General features: G+C 68.5%; 18 protein-coding genes. 16 read left to right on the forward strand and 2 right to left on the reverse strand.

Features of this window, described 5'->3' with window-relative positions:
* Positions 1-65: 65 nt before the first annotated feature.
* Positions 66-1,568 carry a tryptophan halogenase family protein gene (locus KZ810_RS15750; RefSeq protein WP_219770072.1) on the forward strand — a complete coding sequence of 501 codons (1,503 nt, stop codon included), beginning with the start codon at positions 66-68 and terminating at the stop codon, positions 1,566-1,568.
* 9 nt (positions 1,569-1,577) lie between these two features.
* On the opposite strand, the gene KZ810_RS15755 is transcribed toward KZ810_RS15750, so the two are convergent.
* Positions 1,578-2,612: a LacI family DNA-binding transcriptional regulator gene (locus KZ810_RS15755; RefSeq protein WP_219770140.1), complete on the reverse strand. Its 1,035-nt coding sequence runs from the start codon at positions 2,610-2,612 to the stop codon at positions 1,578-1,580.
* 162 nt (positions 2,613-2,774) lie between these two features.
* On the opposite strand from KZ810_RS15755, the gene KZ810_RS15760 reads away from it, so the two are divergent.
* Genes KZ810_RS15760 through KZ810_RS15780 form a run of 5 tightly spaced genes read left to right on the forward strand, consistent with a single transcriptional unit; the run spans position 2,775 to position 11,321 of the window.
* Positions 2,775-4,589, forward strand: coding sequence for an alpha-amylase family glycosyl hydrolase (locus KZ810_RS15760; protein ID WP_219770073.1), 1,815 nt, complete (start codon positions 2,775-2,777; stop codon positions 4,587-4,589).
* 11 nt (positions 4,590-4,600) lie between these two features.
* Complete coding sequence (locus KZ810_RS15765; RefSeq protein ID WP_219770141.1) at positions 4,601-6,187, forward strand: alpha-glucosidase family protein; 1,587 nt, start codon at positions 4,601-4,603, stop codon at positions 6,185-6,187.
* 5 nt (positions 6,188-6,192) lie between these two features.
* A complete protein-coding gene (locus tag KZ810_RS15770) occupies positions 6,193-8,277 on the forward strand; it encodes a glycoside hydrolase family 97 protein (protein WP_219770074.1) in 2,085 nt (694 codons plus the stop codon).
* Positions 8,277-9,779, forward strand: a complete 1,503-nt coding sequence (locus KZ810_RS15775) for a tryptophan halogenase family protein (RefSeq protein ID WP_219770075.1) — start codon at positions 8,277-8,279, stop codon at positions 9,777-9,779. The genes KZ810_RS15770 and KZ810_RS15775 overlap by 1 nt, the downstream gene beginning before the upstream one ends.
* Positions 9,780-9,791: 12 nt before the next feature.
* Positions 9,792-11,321: an MFS transporter gene (locus KZ810_RS15780; RefSeq protein ID WP_219770076.1), complete on the forward strand. Its 1,530-nt coding sequence runs from the start codon at positions 9,792-9,794 to the stop codon at positions 11,319-11,321.
* Here the strand turns inward: KZ810_RS15780 and KZ810_RS15785 are convergent.
* The gene (locus tag KZ810_RS15785) at positions 11,318-12,133 is read right to left on the reverse strand and encodes an LD-carboxypeptidase (protein WP_219770077.1); all 816 of its coding nucleotides are present in this window, start codon (positions 12,131-12,133) and stop codon (positions 11,318-11,320) included. The genes KZ810_RS15780 and KZ810_RS15785 overlap by 4 nt on opposite strands.
* A 57-nt stretch (positions 12,134-12,190) precedes the next feature.
* Here KZ810_RS15785 and KZ810_RS15790 point away from each other — a divergent pair, with 57 nt between their 5' ends.
* The 10 genes from KZ810_RS15790 to KZ810_RS15835 all read left to right on the forward strand — a co-directional run bounded on the left by KZ810_RS15790 (position 12,191) and on the right by KZ810_RS15835 (position 21,406).
* Positions 12,191-13,612: a glutamate ligase domain-containing protein gene (locus KZ810_RS15790; RefSeq protein ID WP_219770078.1), complete on the forward strand. Its 1,422-nt coding sequence runs from the start codon at positions 12,191-12,193 to the stop codon at positions 13,610-13,612.
* A 64-nt stretch (positions 13,613-13,676) separates the two neighbouring features.
* On the forward strand, positions 13,677-14,408 hold the full coding sequence (locus tag KZ810_RS15795; protein WP_219770079.1) for an alpha/beta hydrolase: 732 nt from the start codon (positions 13,677-13,679) through the stop codon (positions 14,406-14,408).
* Positions 14,405-15,139: a tetratricopeptide repeat protein gene (locus KZ810_RS15800; protein WP_219770080.1), complete on the forward strand. Its 735-nt coding sequence runs from the start codon at positions 14,405-14,407 to the stop codon at positions 15,137-15,139. Before KZ810_RS15795 ends, KZ810_RS15800 begins: the two co-directional genes overlap by 4 nt.
* A complete protein-coding gene (locus KZ810_RS15805; protein ID WP_308461577.1) occupies positions 15,136-15,588 on the forward strand; it encodes a VOC family protein in 453 nt (150 codons plus the stop codon). Before KZ810_RS15800 ends, KZ810_RS15805 begins: the two co-directional genes overlap by 4 nt.
* Positions 15,585-16,340, forward strand: a complete 756-nt coding sequence (gene gloB, locus KZ810_RS15810; RefSeq protein WP_308461578.1) for a hydroxyacylglutathione hydrolase — start codon at positions 15,585-15,587, stop codon at positions 16,338-16,340. The genes KZ810_RS15805 and gloB overlap by 4 nt, the downstream gene beginning before the upstream one ends.
* A gap of 36 nt (positions 16,341-16,376) precedes the next feature.
* Positions 16,377-16,772 carry a hypothetical protein gene (locus tag KZ810_RS15815; RefSeq protein WP_219770081.1) on the forward strand — a complete coding sequence of 132 codons (396 nt, stop codon included), beginning with the start codon at positions 16,377-16,379 and terminating at the stop codon, positions 16,770-16,772.
* A gap of 43 nt (positions 16,773-16,815) precedes the next feature.
* On the forward strand, positions 16,816-18,150 hold the full coding sequence (locus KZ810_RS15820; protein ID WP_219770082.1) for a cystathionine gamma-synthase family protein: 1,335 nt from the start codon (positions 16,816-16,818) through the stop codon (positions 18,148-18,150).
* 91 nt (positions 18,151-18,241) lie between these two features.
* Entirely contained in the window at positions 18,242-19,702 is a 1,461-nt protein-coding gene (locus tag KZ810_RS15825) for a flavin-containing monooxygenase (RefSeq protein WP_219770083.1), read from the forward strand.
* Between the two features lie 47 nt (positions 19,703-19,749).
* Positions 19,750-20,928, forward strand: coding sequence for a BaiN/RdsA family NAD(P)/FAD-dependent oxidoreductase (locus KZ810_RS15830; RefSeq protein WP_219770084.1), 1,179 nt, complete (start codon positions 19,750-19,752; stop codon positions 20,926-20,928).
* A gap of 82 nt (positions 20,929-21,010) precedes the next feature.
* Entirely contained in the window at positions 21,011-21,406 is a 396-nt protein-coding gene (locus KZ810_RS15835; protein ID WP_219770085.1) for a VOC family protein, read from the forward strand.
* Positions 21,407-21,428: the final 22 nt, after the last annotated feature.

The raw sequence follows: 21,428 nt of genomic DNA on the forward strand, positions 1-21,428 counted from the left end.
CCGACGTCACCCGACGCCGGCGGCCTTCTCTTTGAAGTGCGCATGGGCGCGGGGTAGAAGGTGGCATGACCCAGACTGACATCGTCATCGCCGGTGGCGGCAGCGCAGGGTGGATGGTCGCGGCCGCGTTCGCGCATTTCCTGCCGTCCAACGCGTACCGCATCCGGCTGATCGAGTCCGAGGCGATCGGGACGATCGGCGTCGGAGAGGCGACGATCCCGCAGATCCAGTTGTTCAATCAGGCGCTCGGCCTCGACGAGGACGCGTTTCTGCGTGCGACCGGCGGCACCTTCAAGCTGGGGATCGAATTCGCCGGCTGGACCCGCCCGGGCGAGCGTTACATGCATGCCTTCGGCGACGTCGGGCGCGAGTCAGGGTTGCTCGCCTTCCATCATCGCTGGTTGCGCGCGAACGGCGAGGGGGCGGTCGCACCGCTCGGTTCGTTCTCGCTCAACGAAGTGGCGGCGCGCGCGCTCAAGATGCAGCGCGGGCCCGCGCGCACCGCAGCGATGCTGGGTGCCATGCCCTACGCATTCCACTTCGACGCCGCGCTCTACGCCCGGCTGCTGCGCCGCTTCGCCGAGACGCGCGGGGTCGAGCGCGTCGAGGGGCGGATCGTCTCGGTCGAACGGAATGGCGAGACGGGTGACGTCGATGCGCTGACGCTCGAGGGTGGCGCGCGCGTGTCGGGTGACCTGTTCGTCGACTGCACCGGCTTTCGCGCGCTCCTGATCGGCGAGGGCCTAGGGGTCGGCTACGACGACTGGACGCGCTGGTTGCCGTGCGACCGCGCGCTCGCGGTACCGTCCGCGCGCGTCGCCGAGTTCACGCCGTACACACGCGCGACCGCGCACGCGGCCGGATGGCAGTGGCGCATCCCGCTGCAACACCGCACCGGCAACGGCATCGTCTATTCCTCGGCGCATCTGTCCGACGACGAGGCGGCGGCGCACCTGCTCGCCAACCTCGACGGCGCGGCGGAGGCCGATCCGCGCCCGATCCGTTTCACGACGGGCAAGCGGCAGGAGATGTGGCGCGGCAACGTCGTCGCGGTCGGGCTCGCCTCGGGTTTCATGGAGCCGCTCGAATCGACCAGCCTCCACCTCGTGCAGACCGCGATCGCGCGGTTGCTGAAGATGCTGCCCGGCCGCGCGTCGGCGCAGGCGCAGCGCGACGAATACAACCGGCAGGCGGATTTCGAATATGAGCGTATTCGCGACTTCCTGGTCCTGCATTACCACGCCAACGCGCGCGACGAGCCGTTCTGGCAGGAGCGCCGCACTGCCGATCTGCCCGACACGCTGCGCGAGAAGCTCGACGTGTGGCGCGAGCAGGCGCACGTCACGCGCGAGCACGAGGAACTGTTCACCGAGGTCGCGTGGATCCAGGTGCTGATCGGGCAGGGCGTCATCCCGCGCGGATACCACCCGATCGCCGACGCCGAGACGCGCGCCGACAATGACGAATATCTGGGGCTGATGCGTCAGTTGATCGCGCGCGAGGCGGCGCAGATGCCGCGTCACGACGCTTTTGTTGCGCAGCATTGCGCAGCACGCGCGCCTGCCTGACGGATCGGACTAGGCGGAGGCGCGAACCACCAGACGTGAGGGCAGCAGCAGGTCGTGCGTCGCCTCGCCCTCGATCTGGCGGATCAGCGTGTCGACGAGTTCGGCACCGCCGCGACCGTAGTCCTGTGCCACCGTCGTCAGCGGCGGATGCGTGTGGCTAGCCGCCGGGATGTCGTCGAAGCCGACCAGCGCCACGTCGCCCGGCACCGATCGCCCCGCCTCGTTGAGCGCGCGCATCGCGCCCAGCGCGATCAGGTCGGACGCGCAGAATACCGCGTCGAACGTTATCCCGCGCGCGAGCAGCCGCTGCACCGCCTCATACCCCTTCTGCTCGACCGACAGGGCATCGACGTGGAGCCTCGGATCGACCGGCAACCCCGCGGTGCGCAGTGCCTGAGCAAGACCAGCATAGCGGTCGCGGAACTCGGGGTAATGGTGGCTCGCCTCGCCGATATAGGCGATGCTGCGGCAGCCGCGTTCGATCAGATGCTCGCCCGCCGCGCGTCCGCCCGCGACATTGTCGCAGCCGATCGTCGTGCCGACCCCGCTCGGCGCGCCCCAGCGCACGAACCGCGTCCGCTGCGCGACCAGTTGCTCGACGCGCGCGCGATAATCTTCCCAATCGCCGTAGCCGAGCAGGATCAGCCCGTCGGCGCGGCGCGCATCCTCGTAATCGACGTGCCAGTCCGCCGACCAGCGCTGGAACGAGGTCAGCAGGTCGTAGCCGCGCTGGCTGCACGTTTTCAGGATCGAGCCGAGCATCGCGAGGAAGAACGGATTGATGTTCGACCCGTCGGGCAAAGGGTCCTCGAAGAACAGGAGCGCGAGCGTCTTCACCTCGCCGCGTCGAAGCGACGAGGCGGCGCGATCGACCTTGTAGTTCAGCTGCTGCGCGATTGCCTCGATCCGCATCCGCGTGCGCTCGCTGACCGTCTTGTCGCCGCGCAGCGCGCGCGAAACGGTCGGCTGCGACACGCCGGCTAGCTCGGCGATGTCGAACGAGGTTGGGCGATCGCCGGCGGAAGGGCGGGTCGGGCGCGCCATGACGGCGTCGATCATTCCTTTCAATGTGTTGCCCGCAGTGTAGGCGCGTGGCGCGCGCGTGTGAATACGTATGCTGCGCGCTTGGCAATCCTTCCGGCACGCCGCAAACCGCCGCACAAGCCGGGAGGGGTATTAATGACACGGGGTGGGATGATACGGGCGATGCTCGCGGCGACGGCGCTCGGCGTCGCGGCGCCCGCCATGGCGCAGGCGAAGGGCGGGGACACCGCGCTACAGTCACTGCGCGCGCGATTGCCGCAGGACGAGGTGATCTACTTCGCGCTGCCCGACCGGTTCGACAATGCCGACCCGACGAACGACCGTGGCGGGCTGACGGGCGATCGCCTGCGCACCGGCTACGATCCGACGTCGAAGGGCTTCTACCACGGCGGCGACCTGAAGGGGCTGATGCGGCGGTTGCCGTACATCCAGTCGCTCGGCGCGACCGCGATCTGGGTCGGCCCGATTTTCAAGAACAAGCCCGTCCAGGGCCCGCCGGGTCAGGAGAGCGCGGGCTATCACGGCTATTGGATTACCGACTTCAACCACGTTGACCCGCATCTGGGGACGGACGCGGAGTTCAAGGCACTGGTCGATGCCGCGCACGCGCGCGGGATCAAGGTGTACATGGACATCATCGTCAACCACACCGCCGACGTGATCCAGTATCGCGAATGCGGCGCGTGTGCCTATCGCAGCCGCGCCGACTATCCTTACCAGCGCCGCGGCGGGGTGAACGGCCCCGCGATCAACGCCGGCTTCGCTGGCGACGCGGTGCAGACCGCGGATAATTTCGCGCACCTGACCGACCCGACCTACGCCTACACGCCCTATCTGGCGAAGGGGGACGAGCACGCCAAGTCGCCCGACTGGCTGAACGACATCCGCCTGTACCACAATCGCGGCAACACGACGTTCGAGAACGAGAGTTCGACGCTGGGCGATTTCGTCGGGCTCGACGACCTGATGACCGAACACCCGCGCGTCGTCTCGGGCATGATCGACATCTTCGGCGGCTGGATCGACCGGTTCGGGATCGACGGCTACCGCATCGACACCGCGCGCCACGTTAACCCCGAGTTCTGGCAGGCGTTCGTCCCCGCGATGCTCGCCCGCGCGAAGGCGAAGGGTATCCCGAACTTCCACATCTTCGGCGAAGTGTCGCACGGCTCGGTCGACGCCGGCGCGCTCGCCGAGCACACCCGCGTCGACAAGCTGCCTGCGGTGCTCGACTTCGCCTTCCGTCAGGCGGTGATCGAGACGGTGGCGGGAAAACGCGGCACCGACGCGTTCGAGGTGCTGTTCAAGGGTGATCCGCTGTACGAGGGCGGGGCGGATACCGCGCAGCAATTGCCGACCTTCGTCAGCAACCACGACAACGGCCGCTTCGCCTTCTACGTCCGTCAGGCGTTTCCGCAGGCGAGCGACGACGAGGTGCTGCGCCGCGTGATGCTCGGCAACGCGATGCTGCTGTCGCTTCGCGGCGTGCCGACGGTCTATTCGGGCGACGAACAGGGGTTCACCGGCGACGGCAACGACCAGGACGCGCGCGAGGACATGTTCGCGAGCAAGGTCGCGAGCTACAACGACAATCGCCTGCTCGGCACGACGACGACCACCGCCACGGCGCATTTCGGCCAGGACAATCCGCTGTTCAAGCAGATCGCGGCGCTCGCGCGGCTGCGCGTCGTGACGCCGGCGCTGACCCGCGGGCGACAGGTGCTGCGCGCGCGCGAGGAGAAGCCGGGGCTGCTCGCAATCTCGCGCTTCGACCCAACGACACAGGCCGAGGTGCTGCTCGCCTTCAACACGAGCGCGACGCCGATCAATCGGTTGATCGAGGTCGAGCCCGCTGCCGCCGCCGCGCGCGTGCTGGCGGGCAGCGGGTGCACCACGCACGTCGCCGCACCCGGATCGCTGCGTGTCACTCTGCCCGCGTTCGGCTACGCGGTGTGCGCGCTTGAGGGAACGCGGTGACCGATACGATGATGAACAAGACGAGCGACCCCTGGTGGAAGGGCGCGGTAATCTATCAAATCTATCCGCGCAGCTTCGCCGACGCGAACGGCGACGGGGTCGGTGACCTCGCCGGGATCACCGCGCACCTCGATTACGTCGCCGCACTCGGCGTCGACGCGGTGTGGATCTCGCCGTTCTTCACCTCGCCGATGGCCGATTTCGGTTATGACGTGTCGGATTACTGCGACGTCGACCCCGTGTTCGGCACGCTCGCCGACTTCGACGCGCTGGTCGCGCGCGCGCACGCGCTGGGATTGAAGGTCCTGCTCGATCAGGTGTGGGCGCACACCTCGGACCAGCATCCGTGGTTCAAGGACAGCCGCAGCAGCCGGACGAGCGCGCATTCCGACTGGTACGTCTGGCGCGACGCGAAGCCCGACGGCAGCCCGCCGACCAACTGGCAGTCGGTGTTCGGCGGCCCGGCCTGGACGTGGGATGCGCGGCGAGGGCAATATTACCTGCACAATTTCCTGAAGGAACAGCCACAGATCAACGGTCACAACGCGCACGTGCAAGCAGCACTGCTCGACGTGGCGCGCTTCTGGCTGAACCGCGGTGCCGACGGCTACCGGCTCGATGCGCTCAACTTCCTGATGTACGATCCCGCCTTCCCGGACAATCCGCCCGCGACCGACAAGGGCGCGCGCACGCGTCCGTTCGATTTCCAGGAGCACAAGTACAACCAGAGCCACGCCGACATTCCGGCCTTTATCGAGCGTATCCGCGCGGTGTTCGACGAATATGACGAGCGCTTCACCGTGGCGGAGGTGGGCGGACCCGACAGCGACCGCGAGCGCAAGCTGTTCACCGCCGACGACCGGCGTCTGAACAGCTCCTACGGTTTCGACTTCCTTTACGCGCCCGCGCTGACCCCGGCAGCGGTCGTCGACGCGGTAACGAAATGGCCCGACGAGACCGGGGTCGGCTGGCCGAGCTGGGCGTTCGAGAACCACGATGCGCCGCGCGCGATCTCGCGCTGGGCCGCGCCCGAGCACGCCCCCGCCTTCGCGCGGATGAAGATGCTGCTGCTCGCGGCCTTACGGGGCAACCCGATCCTCTATTACGGCGAGGAACTGGGGCTGACGCAGGTCGACGTGCCGTTCGAGCTGCTGCAAGATCCCGAGGCGATCGCGAACTGGCCGCTGACGCTGAGCCGCGACGGCGCGCGCACCCCGATGCCGTGGCGCCGGCACGCGCCCCAGCTCGGCTTCTCGACCGCGCAGCCGTGGCTGCCGCTGGGTGACGATCACGCGGACCTCGCGGTCGACGTGCAGGAAGCGGACGCGGACTCGCTGCTTAACTGGACGCGGCGCGTGCTGGCGCTGCGCCGCGACGAGGCAGCGCTCAGGCTGGGCGATTTCGAGGTGCTGCACGCCGACGACGCGCTGCTCGTCTTCGCGCGCAATTATCACAACGACCGCGTCGTCTGCGCCTTCAACCTGTCGGCCGAGCCGCAGGTCTGGGCGGATGCCGCCGACCTCACTCCCTTGTGCTCGATCGGCGTCACCAGTGCCGATCTTGCCCCCTATGGCGCGCTGATCGCGCGAAAGGACTGACCTCGATGAAGACCATGCTGCTGGCGCTCGCCGCCGCCACCGCACTGACCCCCGGGATCGCGCTCGCGCAGGATACGCGCGCGGGCGTGCCCTCGCCCGGTGACAATGTCGTCGCGCGCGGCACCTCGCCCGATGGCTCGATCACCGTGTCGGTGGCGATCGACGGCGACGGGCGCGCGACCTACGCGGTGGCGCGCCGCGGCAAGCCGGTGATCGCGCCCAGCGCGCTCGGCTTCCTGTTCACCGACGCGCGCAAGATCGACCGCAGTCTGGCGCTCGTCTCGACGTCGCAGACCAAGAGCGACACGTCGTGGACGCAGCCGTTCGGTGAGTGGAAGACGATCCGCGACAATCACAACGAGCTGGTCGTCCGCCTGCGCGAGACGAAGAACCTCAATCGCGAAATGGTCGTGACCTTCCGCATCTTCGACGACGGCGTGGGTTTCCGTTACTCCTTCCCCGACCAGCCCAATTTGCATCACGCGAACATCGCGGAGGAGCTGACCCAGTTCGCGCTCGCGGAGGACGGCACCGCGTGGTGGAAGCCCGCGTTCGAGTGGAATCGCGAGGAGTATCTCTACAACAAGACGCCGATCAGCGCCGTCGGCACCGCGCAGACCGTTTTCACCGCGAAGCTGACCGATGGCACGCACGTCGCGATCCACGAGGCCGCGCTGGTCGATTATTCGGCGATGAACCTCGCCAAGGTCGCGGGTTCGACCACGCTGCGCGCGGTGCTCACCCCCGGTTCGGGCGCGCCCAAGGTCAGCCGCGACGCGCCGTTCGCGACGCCGTGGCGCACGATCATCATCGCCGACGATGCCCCCGGCCTCTACATGAGCCACATTGAGCTCAACCTGAACGAGCCCAACAAGCTGGGCGACGTGAGCTGGATCAAGCCGGGCAAATTCGTCGGCGTGTGGTGGAACATGATCAAGGGCGACTGGACCTGGGCGACGGGGCCCAAGCACGGTGCCACCACCGCCAACGTGAAAAGCTACATCGACTTCGCCGCCGCCAACAAGATTCCGGGCGTGCTGGTCGAGGGGTGGAACGTCGGCTGGAACGGCGACTGGTTCGGCGACGGCAACGGCATGGAATTCGACCAGCCGACCCCCGATTTCGACGCGGCCGAACTGGCGCGCTATGCCAAGTCGAAGGGCGTCTACATCATCGGCCACAACGAGACCGGCGGCTCGGCGAGCCATTATGACGCGCAGCTCGACCGCGCGTTCAAATACGCGCAGGATCACGGCATCCCCGCGATCAAGACCGGCTACGTCACCGACGCGGGCGAAATCGAGCGCGTCGACCCCGACGGCTCCAAGCACCGCGAATGGCACGAGGGGCAGTGGATGGTGAACCATTATACCCGCGTCGTGACCACCGCCGCCAAATACCGCGTCGGGATCGACAGCCACGAACCCGTCAAGGATACGGGGCTCCGCCGCACCTATCCCAATTGGCTCAGCCGCGAGGGTGGCCGCGGCATGGAATATAACGCCTGGCCGGGGAAGAACCCGCCCGAGCATGAGGCGAACATGTTCTTCACCCAGTGGCTGGGCGGCCCGATGGACTTCACGCCCGGCGTGCTGAGTCTGACGGGATCGGAGGGTAGCCCGCTGCAATCGACCGAGGCGAAGCAGCTTGCGCTCTACGTCGTGATCTATTCGCCGGTCGCGATGGCGGCGGACACGCCCGAGAATTACGCCAAGCACATGGACGCGTTCCAGTTCATCCGCGATGTGCCCGTCGACTGGTCCGACACGCGCGTGCTGAACGGCGAAGTCGGCGATTACGTGACGGTCGCGCGCAAGGATCGCGCATCGAACGACTGGTATCTGGGCAGCATCACCGACGAGAATGCGCGCACGCTGACGGTCGCGACCGACTTCCTCGACCGCGGCAAGACCTACACCGCGCAGGTGTACCGCGACGGCGACGACGCCGATTACAAGACCGAGGCGCGCCACTCGATCAAGATCGAGACGATCAAGGTGCGCGGCGGCGACACGCTGACGATCAAGCTGGCGCCGGGCGGCGGGCAGGCGATCCGCTTCGTCGCACCGGGCGGGCGTATCCGTCGCTGATGGACACAGCGCCGCCTCTCTCCCCCACGGTCGTCGTGCTGGGCGGCGGCACCGCGGGGTGGATGGCGGCGTGCCTGTTTGCAGGCGAATGGCCGCGGGCGCGCGTGACCGTGGTCGAGGCGCCCGAGATCGGCATCGTCGGGGTCGGGGAGGGATCGACCCCGCAGCTCCGCGCGCTGTTCGCGCGTCTCGGCATCGCCGACGATGCGTGGATGCCCGCGGCGGACGCGACCTACAAGACCGGCATTCGCTTCGACGGTTGGTCGGCCCGCGCTGGCTATTCCAGCTATTTCCACCCCTTCGCGAGCGCGATCGACCTGCATACCGCGGGCGCGTTCCACGCCAGCGCGCTGGCGCGGCGGACGGGCCGCGCGGTCGACGCGCATCCCGACCGCTTCTTCCTCAACACGCGGCTCGCCCGGGCGCATCGCGCGCCGCTCGCGTCCGCGAGCTTCCCGTTCGAGGTCGGCTACGGCTATCATTTCGACGCGCACAAGGTCGGCGCGGTGTTGCGCGATCATGCGCTGGCGCGCGGCGTGACCCATGTCGCGGCGCGCGTCGACGCGGTCGACGTGGATGATGGCGGCGACGTCGCGGCGCTGATGCTCGCGGGCGGTGAGCGGCTGGCAGGCGACATCTTCGTCGACGCGAGCGGGTTTCGTTCGGTGATCGCGCAGCGCGCGCTCGGCGTGCGCTTCGTGCCGTTCGCGTCGAACCTGTTCTGCGATCGCGCGGTGACGCTGCCGACCCCGCGGGCGGCGGACGCCCCGCTCGATGCACACACGACCGCGACCGCGCTGTCGAATGGCTGGGCGTGGAAGATCCCGCTGACCGCGCGGACGGGCAACGGCTACGTCTATGCGTCGGACTACCAGTCGCCGGACGCGGCGGAGATTGAACTGCGCCACCATCTGGGGCTGCTCGACGCCGATGTCGCGGCGCGCCACCTGACGATGAAGGTCGGCCGGGTCGAACACGCGTGGCACGCCAACTGCCTCGCGATCGGGCTGGCGCAAGGCTTCATCGAGCCGCTGGAGGCGACCGCGCTCCACCTGACGCAGACGACGGTCGAACGGTTCATCGAGGCGTACGGCGACGGCGGCGGCACGCCCCGTCACCGCGACACGTTCAATGCGGGGATAGCGCGACGCTTCGAGGGTGTACGCGATTACATCGTCGCGCATTATCGGCTGAACCAGCGCAACGACACCGACTTCTGGCGCGCCAACGCCGCCAACGATCACCTGTCCGATGATCTGAAGGCGATCATGACCGCGTGGTTCACAGGCCGCGACGTCGCCGCCGAGGTGACGCGGCGTGATCTCGCGGGCTATTATTCGCCGCTGTCGTGGGAAGTGCTGTTCGCGGGCTACGGCACCTTTCCCGATGACGCACGGCTCGCGCCGGCGCAATCGCCGATCGACGCGGCCGGCATCGACCGGTTGCTCGACGGCTGTCTGCTCAATTTCGGCGACCACGCCGCGGCGCTCGCGCGCACGTAACGGAGAGAATGTATGGCCAGCGTAGCGGCAGCGATTGAGGCGGAGGGCGCGCTCGACCGGCGCAAGCGGCAGAGCCTGCTGGGACTCCTCAACATCTCGTTCGGCTTCTTCGGAATCCAGATCGGCTTCGCGTTGCAGAATGCGAACATGAGCCGGATCTTCCAGTCGCTCGGCACCAGCCTCGACGATCTGCCCGCTTTATGGGTCGCGGCGCCGCTGACCGGACTGCTGGTCCAGCCGGTGATCGGGCATCTGAGCGACCGGACGTGGTTCGGACGGCTCGGGCGGCGGCGGCCGTACTTCCTCGCCGGCGCGCTGCTCGCCGCGATCGCGCTGTTGCTGATGCCCGAGAGCCCGGTGCTGCTGTTCGCCGCGGTGATGCTGTGGGTACTCGACGCGTCGCTCAACATCTCGATGGAGCCGTTTCGCGCCTTTGTCGGCGACATGCTCGACAAGGATCAGCACGCCGCGGGTTACGGGGTGCAGACCGCGTTCATCGGCGCGGGCGCGGTCGTCGGGTCGATCTTTCCCTGGGCGCTCGAGCAACTGGGCGTGTCGAACGCGGCGGCGGCGGGCGCGCTCCCCGATTCGGTGCGCTACGCCTTCTGGTTCGGCGGCGCGGCGCTGCTCGCCAGCGTGCTGTGGACCGTGGTGTCGACGCGCGAATATTCGCCCGACGAACTTGCGCGGTTCGACGGTGTGGCTGAGGCTGGCGAGGAGGCGCACGTGCTGCGCGTGCTCGCCGCGCGCAGCGACGCGGCGTGCCTCGCCTGGATCGCGAGCGGCGCGGCAGTAATCGCGCTGGTCGCCGCGACCGGGCTGGAGAAGGAGGTCTATCTGCTCGGCGGGCTGCTCGCGGGCTACGGCCTCGCCAGCCTCATCGCGGTGCGTCGCGCGCGCGGCGGACAGGGCGCGGGGATGCTCGGGCATATCGTCGGCGACTTCTCCGGCATGCCGCCGCTGATGAAGCGGCTGGCGCTGGTGCAGTTCTTCAGCTGGTCGGCGCTGTTCATCATGTGGATCAACACGACCCCGGTCGTGACGAGCCGCTTCTTCGGCGCGAGCACGGCGGGCAGTGCGGCGTATCAGGAGGGAGCGAGCTGGGTCGACGTCCTGTTCGCCACCTATAACGGCGTCGCGGCGGTGTCGGCGCTGGTGCTGATCCCGTTCCTCGCGCGCCGGATCGGGCTCGCGCGCACGCACATCGTGGGGCTCGCGTGCGGGGCGGCGGGCTTTGCCAGCATCTTCGTCGTGCCCGACCACGAGTGGCTGCTGCTGAGCGAGGTCGGGATCGGCATCGCCTGGTCAACGATCCTCGCCATGCCCTACGCGATCCTCGCCTCGTCGCTGCCGCAGCGCAAGCTCGGCATCTACATGGGGCTGTTCAACGTGTTCGTCGTGGTCCCGCAATTGCTGGTCGCGACCGTGATGGGGTCGATCACCAAGCATTTCTTTCCGGGCGAGCCGATCTACACGATGGCGTTCGCCGCCGCGACGATGCTGGTCGCCGCCGCCGCGATGCTGCGGGTACAGGCCGACTAGACCAGGCCGAACGGCACCACGCGGTTGGCCTGCGTGTGTCCGATCTCGGCGCGGCCGAGGAAGGGCACGTGCAGGTCGCGGCACCAGCGCTCCATCATCGCCTCCAGCGTTTCACCCCAGTCGGGTTCGTTGGGCTTGACCGCGGTGACCGCGCCGAGCCGTACGCCCGCAATGCCGCGCAGCTGAGTCGCGTTCGCCATCGTGAACAGCATCCGGTCGATCGCGTACATCGCCTCCGACACCTCCTCGACGATCAGTACGTGATCGGCGAGATCAGGGAGCCACGGCGTCCCGATCAGCGCCGACAGGATCGACAGGTTGAGCGCGATCGAAGGCTGGCCCGCGAGCCCGGGTTCGAGCGCCGCGCGATCGCGCCTCGCCATCCAGCCGAGCGCGCGCGCGACCGTCTCGTCGCCGCCCTTGCGGCCGATGTCGCTCGCCATCGGGCCGTGCACCGGGTGGCCGATGCGGCGCGCGTAGAGTGCGGCGAGCAGGAACCCCACGTCGGAATAGCCGAGATAGGTCTTCGCGCGCGCGGCGTCGTTCAACCGCGGCAATGCGTCCGCCAGAATGCGGTTGGAGCCGTAGCCGCCGCGCACGAACCATATCGCGCTCAGCGACGGATCGTTGGCATATCCGACGAAGGCGGCGGCGCGCACCGCGTCCGATCCGGCGAAATGCCCGGCTTGCGCGAAACATTGCGGATGAAAGACGAGGTCGACCTCGGGATAGGCGATCGCCGCCAGCGCCGAAACGGGCGCGACCACATCGGGGTTGGCGGCGCTGGAGGCCGCTACGACGCCGATCCGCATGTTCGTGATTGCTCCTCGGCTTGCCCTGTTTCCGCGAACAGCCGATAGCCCGCAGCCATGCAAGACGGCAATGCGACTGACGTGCGCGGCAAGCGCTTCTTCCTGGTCGGGATCGGTGGATCGGGAATGATGCCGCTGGCGATGATCCTCGCCGGGCGCGGCGCGATCGTCGCCGGGTCGGATCGCGGGCTCGATCAGGGACGCGTGCCGGCGAAATTCGACGCGCTGCGCGATCTCGGGATCGACTTGTTCGCGCAGGACGGCAGTGGAGTCGTTTCGGACGAGCAGATCGTCGTCGCCTCCGCCGCAGTCGAGGACACGGTCGCGGACATGGTCGCGGCGGCGCGGATCGGTTGCGCGCGAATGACCCGCGCCGAACTCAACGCCGCCTTGTTCAACGCCAGCTCGCTCGGCATCGGCGTCGCGGGCACCAGCGGCAAGTCGACCGTCACCGGCATGATCGCGGCGATCCTGCATCGCATCGGTGGCGATCCGACGGTGATGAACGGCGCGGTAATGAAGGATTTCGCGAGCGCCGACCGCCCGTTCGCGAGCGCGCTGGTGGGTGCGGGCCAGGCGTATGTCAGTGAAGTGGACGAGAGCGACGGATCGATCGCGCTCTATCGTCCGCGGGTCGCGGTGCTCAACAACGTCAGCCTCGACCACAAATCGCTCGACGAGCTCAACCGTCTGTTCGGCGATTTTCTCGCCCACGCGCGTCACGCCGTGGTCAATGCCGACAACGCGGACGCCGCGGCACTGGCGATGGCGCTGCCCGCGGCGCGGGTGACGCGTTTCTCGGTCGAGGGCGCGGGCGATCTGGTCGCGCGTGACGTGCGCGAGGAGCCGTTCGCGGTCTCGTTCACGCTACATCATGCCGACGGCACGCTGCCGGTCACGCTACAGGTTCCCGGGCGGCATAACGTCTCGAACGCGCTCGCGGCGCTGGGTGCCGCGCAGGCGGCGGGGGTGTCGCTCGCCGATGCGGCGGCCGCGCTGGCGCGGTTCACCGGCTTGCGCCGGCGTTTCGACCTCGTCGGCGAGGCGGCGGGCGTGTCGGTGATCGACGATTTCGGGCACAATCCCGACAAGATCGCCGCGACGCTCGACACGCTGCACGCCTTTCCCGGCCGGTTGCTCGTCCTGTTCCAGCCGCACGGGTTCGGGCCGTTGAAGGTGATGCGCGCCGAGCTCGTCGCGATGTTCGCGCGTGCGCTGGCGGCGGACGACCTGCTCGTGATGCCCGACCCGCTCTATCACGGCGGCACCACCAGCCGCGAGGTGACGAGCGCCGACATCGTGCGCGACGTGACGCTCGGCGGGCGTCACGCGCTACACATCCCCGATCGCGCGGCGGCGGCGGCGCATCTGGTGGCGGAGGCGAGGGCGGGCGACCGCATCGTCGTCATGGGCGCGCGCGACGATACGCTCAGCCTGCTCGCGGCCGAGATGGTGGAGATGCTCGCGCAGCGCGACTGAGCGCCGTCGCGCGCGGCAGCCGGCGCGTTTTGCGCGTGACCGCTCGCGCGCCTATGTTGGCCGCATGTCTGATCATCCCCATCACGCCGCCGAGCGGCCGCGGCTCGCCTATCACCTGACCGAGGGGCGCGGCCCCGCGATCGTGTTCCTGCCGGGCTATGCGTCGGACATGACCGGGACCAAGGCGGTCGCGCTCGAGGATTGGGCAAAGGCGCACGGCCGCGCGTTCCTGCGCTTCGACTATGCCGGTTGCGGCGCGTCGGAGGGAAAGTTCGAGGAGCAGAGCCTCGCCGATTGGCGCGACGATGCGCTCGCGATGATCGACGACGCGGTCGAGGGGCCGGTGGTGCTGGTCGGATCGTCGATGGGCGGGTGGATCATGCTGCTGGCGGCGAAGGCGCGGCCCGAGCGTATCCACGCGCTGGTCGGCATCGCGCCCGCGCCCGACTTCACCGACTGGGGCTTCTCGGCCGACGAGAAGATGTATCTGCTCCAGCACGGCCGGTTGGAGCGCCCCAATCCCTACGGCCCCGCGCCGACCGTCTACACGCGTCGGTTCTGGCAGTCTGGTGAGGCCAACCGGCTGATGTTCGGGGAAATCGACGTCACCTGTCCGGTGCGGTTCCTGCAAGGGCAGAAGGACCCCGACGTGCCATGGCATCGCACCTGCCGCTTGGCCGAGATGCTGGCGTCAAGCGACGTTCAGACGTGGCTGGTCAAGGACGGCGATCACCGCCTGTCGCGCGACGCCGATGTCGCGCTGCTGATCCGCGCGGTGGAGGACGTGCTGCCGTGATCCAGTTCCTTGCCCTGCTCGCCGCGCAAGCCGCGGGCACGCCCCCGACATCGCCGACGCAGAAACTCGACGCTTGCGTCACGCAGGCGCGCACCGATCCCGCCGGGGCGGAGCAGGTCGCGCGCACGCTCGGCCGCGCGGGCGAGGCGTGCCGCGGGGTCGCGCTCGCGGGCCAGGATGATTTCGCCGGCGCCGCAACCGCCTTCACCGCGGCGGCGCGCAATGCCGAACTGGCGAAGGAAGCGCGGGCGGCGGATTATTGGGCGCAGGCGGGCAATGCCTGGCTCGCCGCGGGTGACGCGGCAAAGGCGCGCGCCGCGCTCGACGCGGCGCTGGCGGCGGGAACGTTGACCGACCTCAACCGCGGCGAGGCCTATCTCGACCGCGCGCGCGCCTTGGTCGCGACCGGCGACATGAAGGCAGCGCGCGTCGACCTCGATCTGGCGACGAAGGACGCCGCCGACGACCCGCTCGCCTGGCTGCTGTCGGCGACGCTGGCGCGGCGGATGGGGGACCTGCCACGCGCGAAACTCGACATCGCGCAGGCGCTCCGCCGCTCGGCCGACGACGCCTCGGTCCAGCTCGAGGCGGGCAACATCGCCGCCGCAGCGGGTGAGGCGGACCGTGCGCAGGCAGCGTGGAAGGAAGCCGCGCGGCTGGCACCCGATGCGCCCGCCGGGCGTTCAGCCACCAATGCCCTCACGCAGTTCGCAGGAGACCCGAAAAAGTGAAATACCTCCACACGATGATCCGCGTCGCCGATCCCGACAAGACGATCGCCTTTTTCGAGGTGCTGGGATTGAAGGAGGTGCGCCGGATGGAGAATGAGGCGGGCCGCTTCACGCTGATCTTCCTCGCGACGCCCGAGGACATGAACGCGCCGGGCGAGCGCGCGCGTGCCGAAGTTGAGCTGACCTACAATTGGCCGAACGAAGGCGAAACGCCGGAGGAATACACCGGCGGACGCAACTTCGGCCACCTGGCTTACTACGTCGACGACATCTACGAGACGTGCCAGCGGGTGCAGGACGCGGGCCACATCGTCCACCGCCCTCCGCGCGACGGTTACATGGCGTTCGTGAAGTCGCCCGACGGCATCTCGATCGAGCTGTTGCAGGAAGGCGGCGCGAAAGAGCCCGCCGAGCCTTGGAAGTCGATGCCCAACACCGGGAGCTGGTGACCGTGGCGGGTGTGCCCGGATCGGGGCTCGAAATCGTCCGCGTCCCCGTTCTGTCGGACAATTATTCGTGGCTCGTCCACGATGCCGACAGTGGGGAGACGATCGTCGTCGATCCGGGCGAGGCTCAGCCGGTGCTCGACGCCGCTGCCGTGCGTGGCTGGACGATTGACGCGATCTGGACGACGCACTGGCACCCCGATCACGTCGGCGGCAACGCCGGCGTGGTCGCGGCGAGCGGTGCAACGGTGATCGGTCCAGAAGCCGAGCGCGAGAAGATCGGCGCGCTCGACCGCGGGGTGGCCGAAGGCGACACGGTGTCGATCGGTGCGCAGGAGGCGCGCGTGCTGCACGTGCCCGGTCACACGTCGGGGCACATCGCCTTTCACCTCGCCGACGACGCCGCGATCTTCACCGGCGACACCTTGTTCGCGCTCGGGTGCGGGCGGCTGTTCGAGGGCAGCGCTGAGCAGATGTTCGACAATTTCCGCCGCTACGCCGACCTGCCCGGTGAGACGCGCGTCTATTGCGGGCACGAATATACGCAGTCGAACGGACGCTTCGCGCTGTCGGTCGAGCCGGCCAATGATGCGCTCGTCGCGCGGATGGCCGAGGTCGACCGCCAGCGCGCCGCGGGTGAGCCGACGGTGCCGACCACCATCGCCGAGGAACAGGCGACCAACCCGTTCATGCGCGCGGGCAATGCCGGCGAATTCAAGCGGTTGCGTGAGGCGAAGGATTCTTTTCGCGGTTAGAAACGTTTGGCAGCAAACAGACGAGGAGTGGATGCGATGCACAAACTGCCGTTGATGGTGCTGGTCGCGGGCGTCGGGCTCGGCGCGGGTGGTGCTGCCCTCGCCAAGCGCGATACACCCGAACTCGCCTACCAGAAATTGATCGCGGGCAAGGTGGCGGGAAAGCCGCAGTCGTGCATCGACACCCGCTTCCGACAGTCGCAACTCAGCGCCTATGGCAACAAGCTGATCTACCGCATCAGCGACAAGCTCGTGTACGTCAACGAAACCAATGGCGGGTGCGAACGCGTCGCGCAGGGTGACGCGCTCGTTTCGCGGCAGTATCAGACCCGCGCGTGCAGCGGCGACATCGCGACCACGGTGCAACTGCCGCCGGGGATCACGACCGGCAGCTGCGCGCTCGGCGATTTCACGCCGTACACCAAACCCTGAGCGGTCGGCCACGAGCGGCCTGCCGCTGCGAGAGAGGAACGTAATGCCCGACCAGACCGAAGCCGACATGACCGGCGTCGAACAGCGCATCTCCCCCAAGCCGGAGGTGGACGCGATCGGCGGGCGCACGCTCAAGCCCGCGACGCTGATGATGGGTCACGGCTACGACCCCGCGCTGTCAGAAGGGTCGCTGAAGCCGCCGATCTTCCTGACCTCGACCTTCGTCTTCCCCAACGCAGCCGCGGGCAAGCGCCATTTCGAGGGCGTGACCGGCAAGCGTCCGGGCGGTGCCGAGGGGCTCGTCTACTCGCGCTTCAACGGGCCGAACCAGGAAATCCTCGAGGACCGGCTCGGCATCTGGGAAGGCGCTGAGGATGCGCTCGCCTTTTCCAGCGGCATGTCGGCGATCGCGACCCTGTTCCTGTCGATGGTCAAGCCCGGCGACACGATCGTTCACTCGGGCCCGCTCTACGCCGCGACCGAGACGCTGATCGCGCGCGTGCTGGGCAAGTTCGGCATCAACTGGCTCGACTTCCCCGCGGGCGCGACGCGCGAGGAGATCGACGCGGTGATGCGCAAGGCCGCCGCGAACGGCAACGTCGCGCTCGTCTATCTGGAAAGCCCCGCCAACCCGACCAACGCACTGGTCGATGTCGAGGCGGTGGCGGCGAGCCGCGACGCGGTGTTCGCCGACCACGAGCACAAGCCGCCGATCGCGATCGACAACACCTTCCTCGGCCCGCTCTGGTCGCAGCCGTTGAAGCACGGCGCCGACATCGTCGTCTATTCGCTGACCAAATATGCCGGCGGGCACTCGGACCTGGTCGCGGGCGGCGTGCTGGGGTCGAAGGAGCAGATCAACGTCATCCGCGCGATGCGCAACACGATCGGGACGATCTGCGACCCGAACACCGCGTGGATGCTGCTGCGCAGCCTCGAGACGCTGGAACTGCGCATGAGCCGCGCGGGTGAGAACGCGGCCAAGGTGTGCACCTGGCTGCGCGACCAGCCGCAGGTCGAGCGCGTCGGCTATCTCGGCTTCCTCTCCGAGGGCAGCACCGAGGGGCCCGAAGGGCGGCAGGCCGATATCTATCGCCGCAATTGCACCGGCGGTGGGTCGACCTTCTCGCTGTATCTCAAGGGTGGCGAGGCCGAGGCGTTCCGGTTCCTCGACGCGCTCAAGATCGCGAAGCTCGCGGTGTCGCTCGGCGGGACCGAGACGCTGGCGAGCCACCCGGCGGGCATGACGCACCTCTCGGTCGCCGACGAGCGCAAGCAGGCGCTGGGGATCACCGACAATCTCGTGCGCATCTCGATCGGGGTCGAGGATGCCGACGATCTGATCGCCGACTTCGCCAACGCGCTGGCGGCGATCTGACGCCCAACCGCGTGAGTTAACGCTTTCCCGCCCGCGTGTTTGCCGCCATCCTGACCGGGCGGCGGCAGACCGCGGGTGATGGAGAGCAAGCATGACCAAGCGGATCGCGGTGATCGGCGCCGGCATGGGCGGGCTGTGCGCGGCGATCCGGGCGCGCGCGGCGGGACATTCAGTGACGCTGTTCGAGCATGCCGACGCGGTCGGCGGCACGTGGCGCGCCAATCGCTATCCGGGCGTCGCGTGCGACGTGCCCGCGATCCTCTACCAGTTCAGCTTCGCGCCCAACCCGCACTGGAGCCACCATTACGCGCGCGGGCCCGAAATCCACGCTTATACCGAGGCACTGGTCGAACAGTTCGGGCTCGGCGAGGTGCTGCGGCTGAACGAGGGCGTCACGCGTGCGGCGTGGGACGAAGCAAGCGCGACCTGGGCGGTCGAAACCGAACGTGGTGCGCGCGAGACGTTCGACGCGATCGTGCCGGCGCTGGGCCAGCTCTCGCGTCCGCAATTGCCCGTCATTGCAGGCGTGCGCGACTTCGCGGGCCAGACGTTCCATGCCGCGGAATGGCCTGACCGCCTCGACCTGACCGGCAAGCGCGTCGGGGTCGTCGGATCGGCGGCGAGCGCGGTGCAGTTGATCCCCGAAGTCGCCAGGCAGGCCGCGCACCTCGTCGTGTTCCAGCGCACGCCCAATTGGATCATCCCGCGCAACGACACCGCGGTCACGCCCGAGGCGAAGGCGCTGATGGCGACCAACCTGGAGGTCGCGATGCGGCTGGGTGCGGCGAGCCGGGCAATGATCTTCGACAATGCCGACACGTTCTTCTGGCAGGCGTTCAAGTGGACGCCTGAGGGGCGCGCCGCCTTTACCCGCACCGCGCTCGACCATCTCGAGGCACAGGTGGCCGACCCCGCGCTGCGCGCGAAGCTGACCCCCGATTACCCGATCGGGTGCAAGCGCATCCTGATCTGCGACGATTTCTATCCCGCGCTATGCCGCGACAATGTCACGCTGGAAACGAGCGTGATCGCGCGGATCGAGGCGGGCGGCGTGCGCACCGCCGACAGCTTCCACGATCTCGACGTGCTGATCTTCGCGACGGGGTTCGAGACGACGGCGTGGAACTGGTCGATGGAGGTGGTGGGCGAGGGCGGTCGCACGCTCGCCGAGGCATGGGCCGACGGACCCGAGGCGTATCTGGGGATCATGGCGCACGGCTTCCCCAACATGTTCATGCTCTACGGTCCCAACACGAACCTGGGGCATAATTCGATCAGCTTCATGATCGAGCAGCAGGTCGGCTTCATGCTGCGCGCACTCGCGGCAGCGGAGGGCGAGGGGGCTCGCACCATACGCGTCACCGCGGACGGGCAGGCACGTTTCAACGACACGATCACGCAGGCGCTCGACCGGACGGTATGGGCCGATCCGCATTGCCGCAGCTGGTACAAGGCGGCGAACGGCCGCGTGTATCAGAACTGGTCGGGTAGCTGCACCGACTATGCCGCCGCGACCGCCGAGATCGATCGCACCGCGGTCGCGATCGGCTAAACGCGATCCGCCTCGCCTCGCCGCACGATGTGTGGCAGGCGGGCGGCATGGAACAGTTCGATGCGATCGTGCTCGGCGCCGGCGGCGCCGGGCTGATGTGCGCGGCCGTGGCGGGGCAGCGCGGGCGGCGCGTCGTCGTGCTCGATCACGGCACCGAGCCGGGGCGCAAGATCGTGATCTCGGGCGGCGGGCGGTGCAATTTCACCAATCGCGAGGCGATCCCCGAACGCTACGTCTCCGCCAATCCGCATTTCGCCAAGTCGGCGCTCGGCCGCTATACCGCGCAGGATTTCCTCGAACTGGTCGAGCGCTACGGGATCGCGTGGCACGAGAAGACGCTGGGGCAATTGTTCTGCGACGGCTCGGCGCGGCAGATCGTGTCGATGCTGCTCGATGAATGCGACAAGGGCGCGGTGACGCTGCGGCTGGGCGGTGAGATCGGCGAGATCGACCACGCCGATGCGCGCTTCACGGTCGCGCACGACGGGCGGCGCTACGTGGCACCTGCGCTGGTGATCGCGACTGGCGGCCCGTCGATCCCGAAGCTTGGCGCGACCGGCTTCGCTTATGATCTCGCGCGACGGTTCGGGTTGAAGGTGGTGGAGCCGCGCCCCGCGCTGGTGCCGCTGACGCTGCCGGGCGAGGAAGCGCTGTTCCGCGCATTGGCGGGCGTCGCGACGCCCGTGGTGGCGGGCTCGCTGCCCGCGAGGGGACGCGGTGCCTCGTTCGCGGAAGCCGCGCTGTTCACCCACCGCGGGTTGAGCGGCCCCGCGATCCTGCAGGTGTCGTCGTACTGGCGTCCGGGCGAGGCGGTCACGATCGACCTCGTGCCGGGCGCCGCGCCCGGCTGGCTGCGCGACGCCAAGCGTGCCCGCCCGCGCGGTACGCTCGCGTCGGCGCTGCCGCTGCCGGGGCGGTTGAGCGACGCGCTCGCGAAAGTGATCGACGTCAACGAACTGGGCACCGCCACCGACCGCGTGCTGGAGGATGCCGAGTGTCGGCTCGCCGACTGGCGCTTCCACCCGAACGGCACCGAAGGGTTCGCCAAGGCCGAGGTGACGGTCGGCGGCATCGCCACCGCGGGGCTGTCGTCGAAGACGATGGAAGCGCGCCACCTGCCCGGATTGTACGCGATCGGCGAGGCGGTGGACGTGACCGGGTGGCTGGGCGGCTACAATTTCCAATGGGCCTGGGCGAGCGGATGGGCGGCGGCGCAGGCGGTGTGAGCTAAGTAACGACGTCCACGCACTTGCTTCGGCGATGACCCGAGCGCAGTTTCCGCGCGGCAGATGACGCGAGGGGGCGAGGATGGCGGTTACGGGCATCGGCGGCATCTTCTTCCGGGCAGCCGACCCAGAGCAATTGTCCGACTGGTATCGCACCCACCTCAACGTCGGCGCGGGCTGCATGACGGCGGACGCCGCGTCCGCGCGCGCCGAGCCCGATCCCTGGTTCTGGCGCACCGGTGGTGGCCCGGTCGTCTTCGCACCGTTCCCTGCCGACAGCGATTATTTCGCCGCCGACCGGCAATGGATGCTCAACCTGCGCGTCGACGCGATCGATCGGATGATCGCGGCACTGCGCGATGCCGGTATCGCGGTGGAGACGCGTGCCGAATGGGACGAGGCGGGCATCGGGCGGTTCGCTCGCCTGCACGACCCCGAGGGCAATTCGATCGAATTGTGGGAGCCGGCGGCGGCCTGACCCGACACCCGCCCCTCTATTT

Origin of the sequence: Sphingomonas citricola, assembly GCF_019429535.1 — a bacterium.
Classification (GTDB): Bacteria; Pseudomonadota; Alphaproteobacteria; order Sphingomonadales; family Sphingomonadaceae; genus Sphingomonas; species Sphingomonas citricola.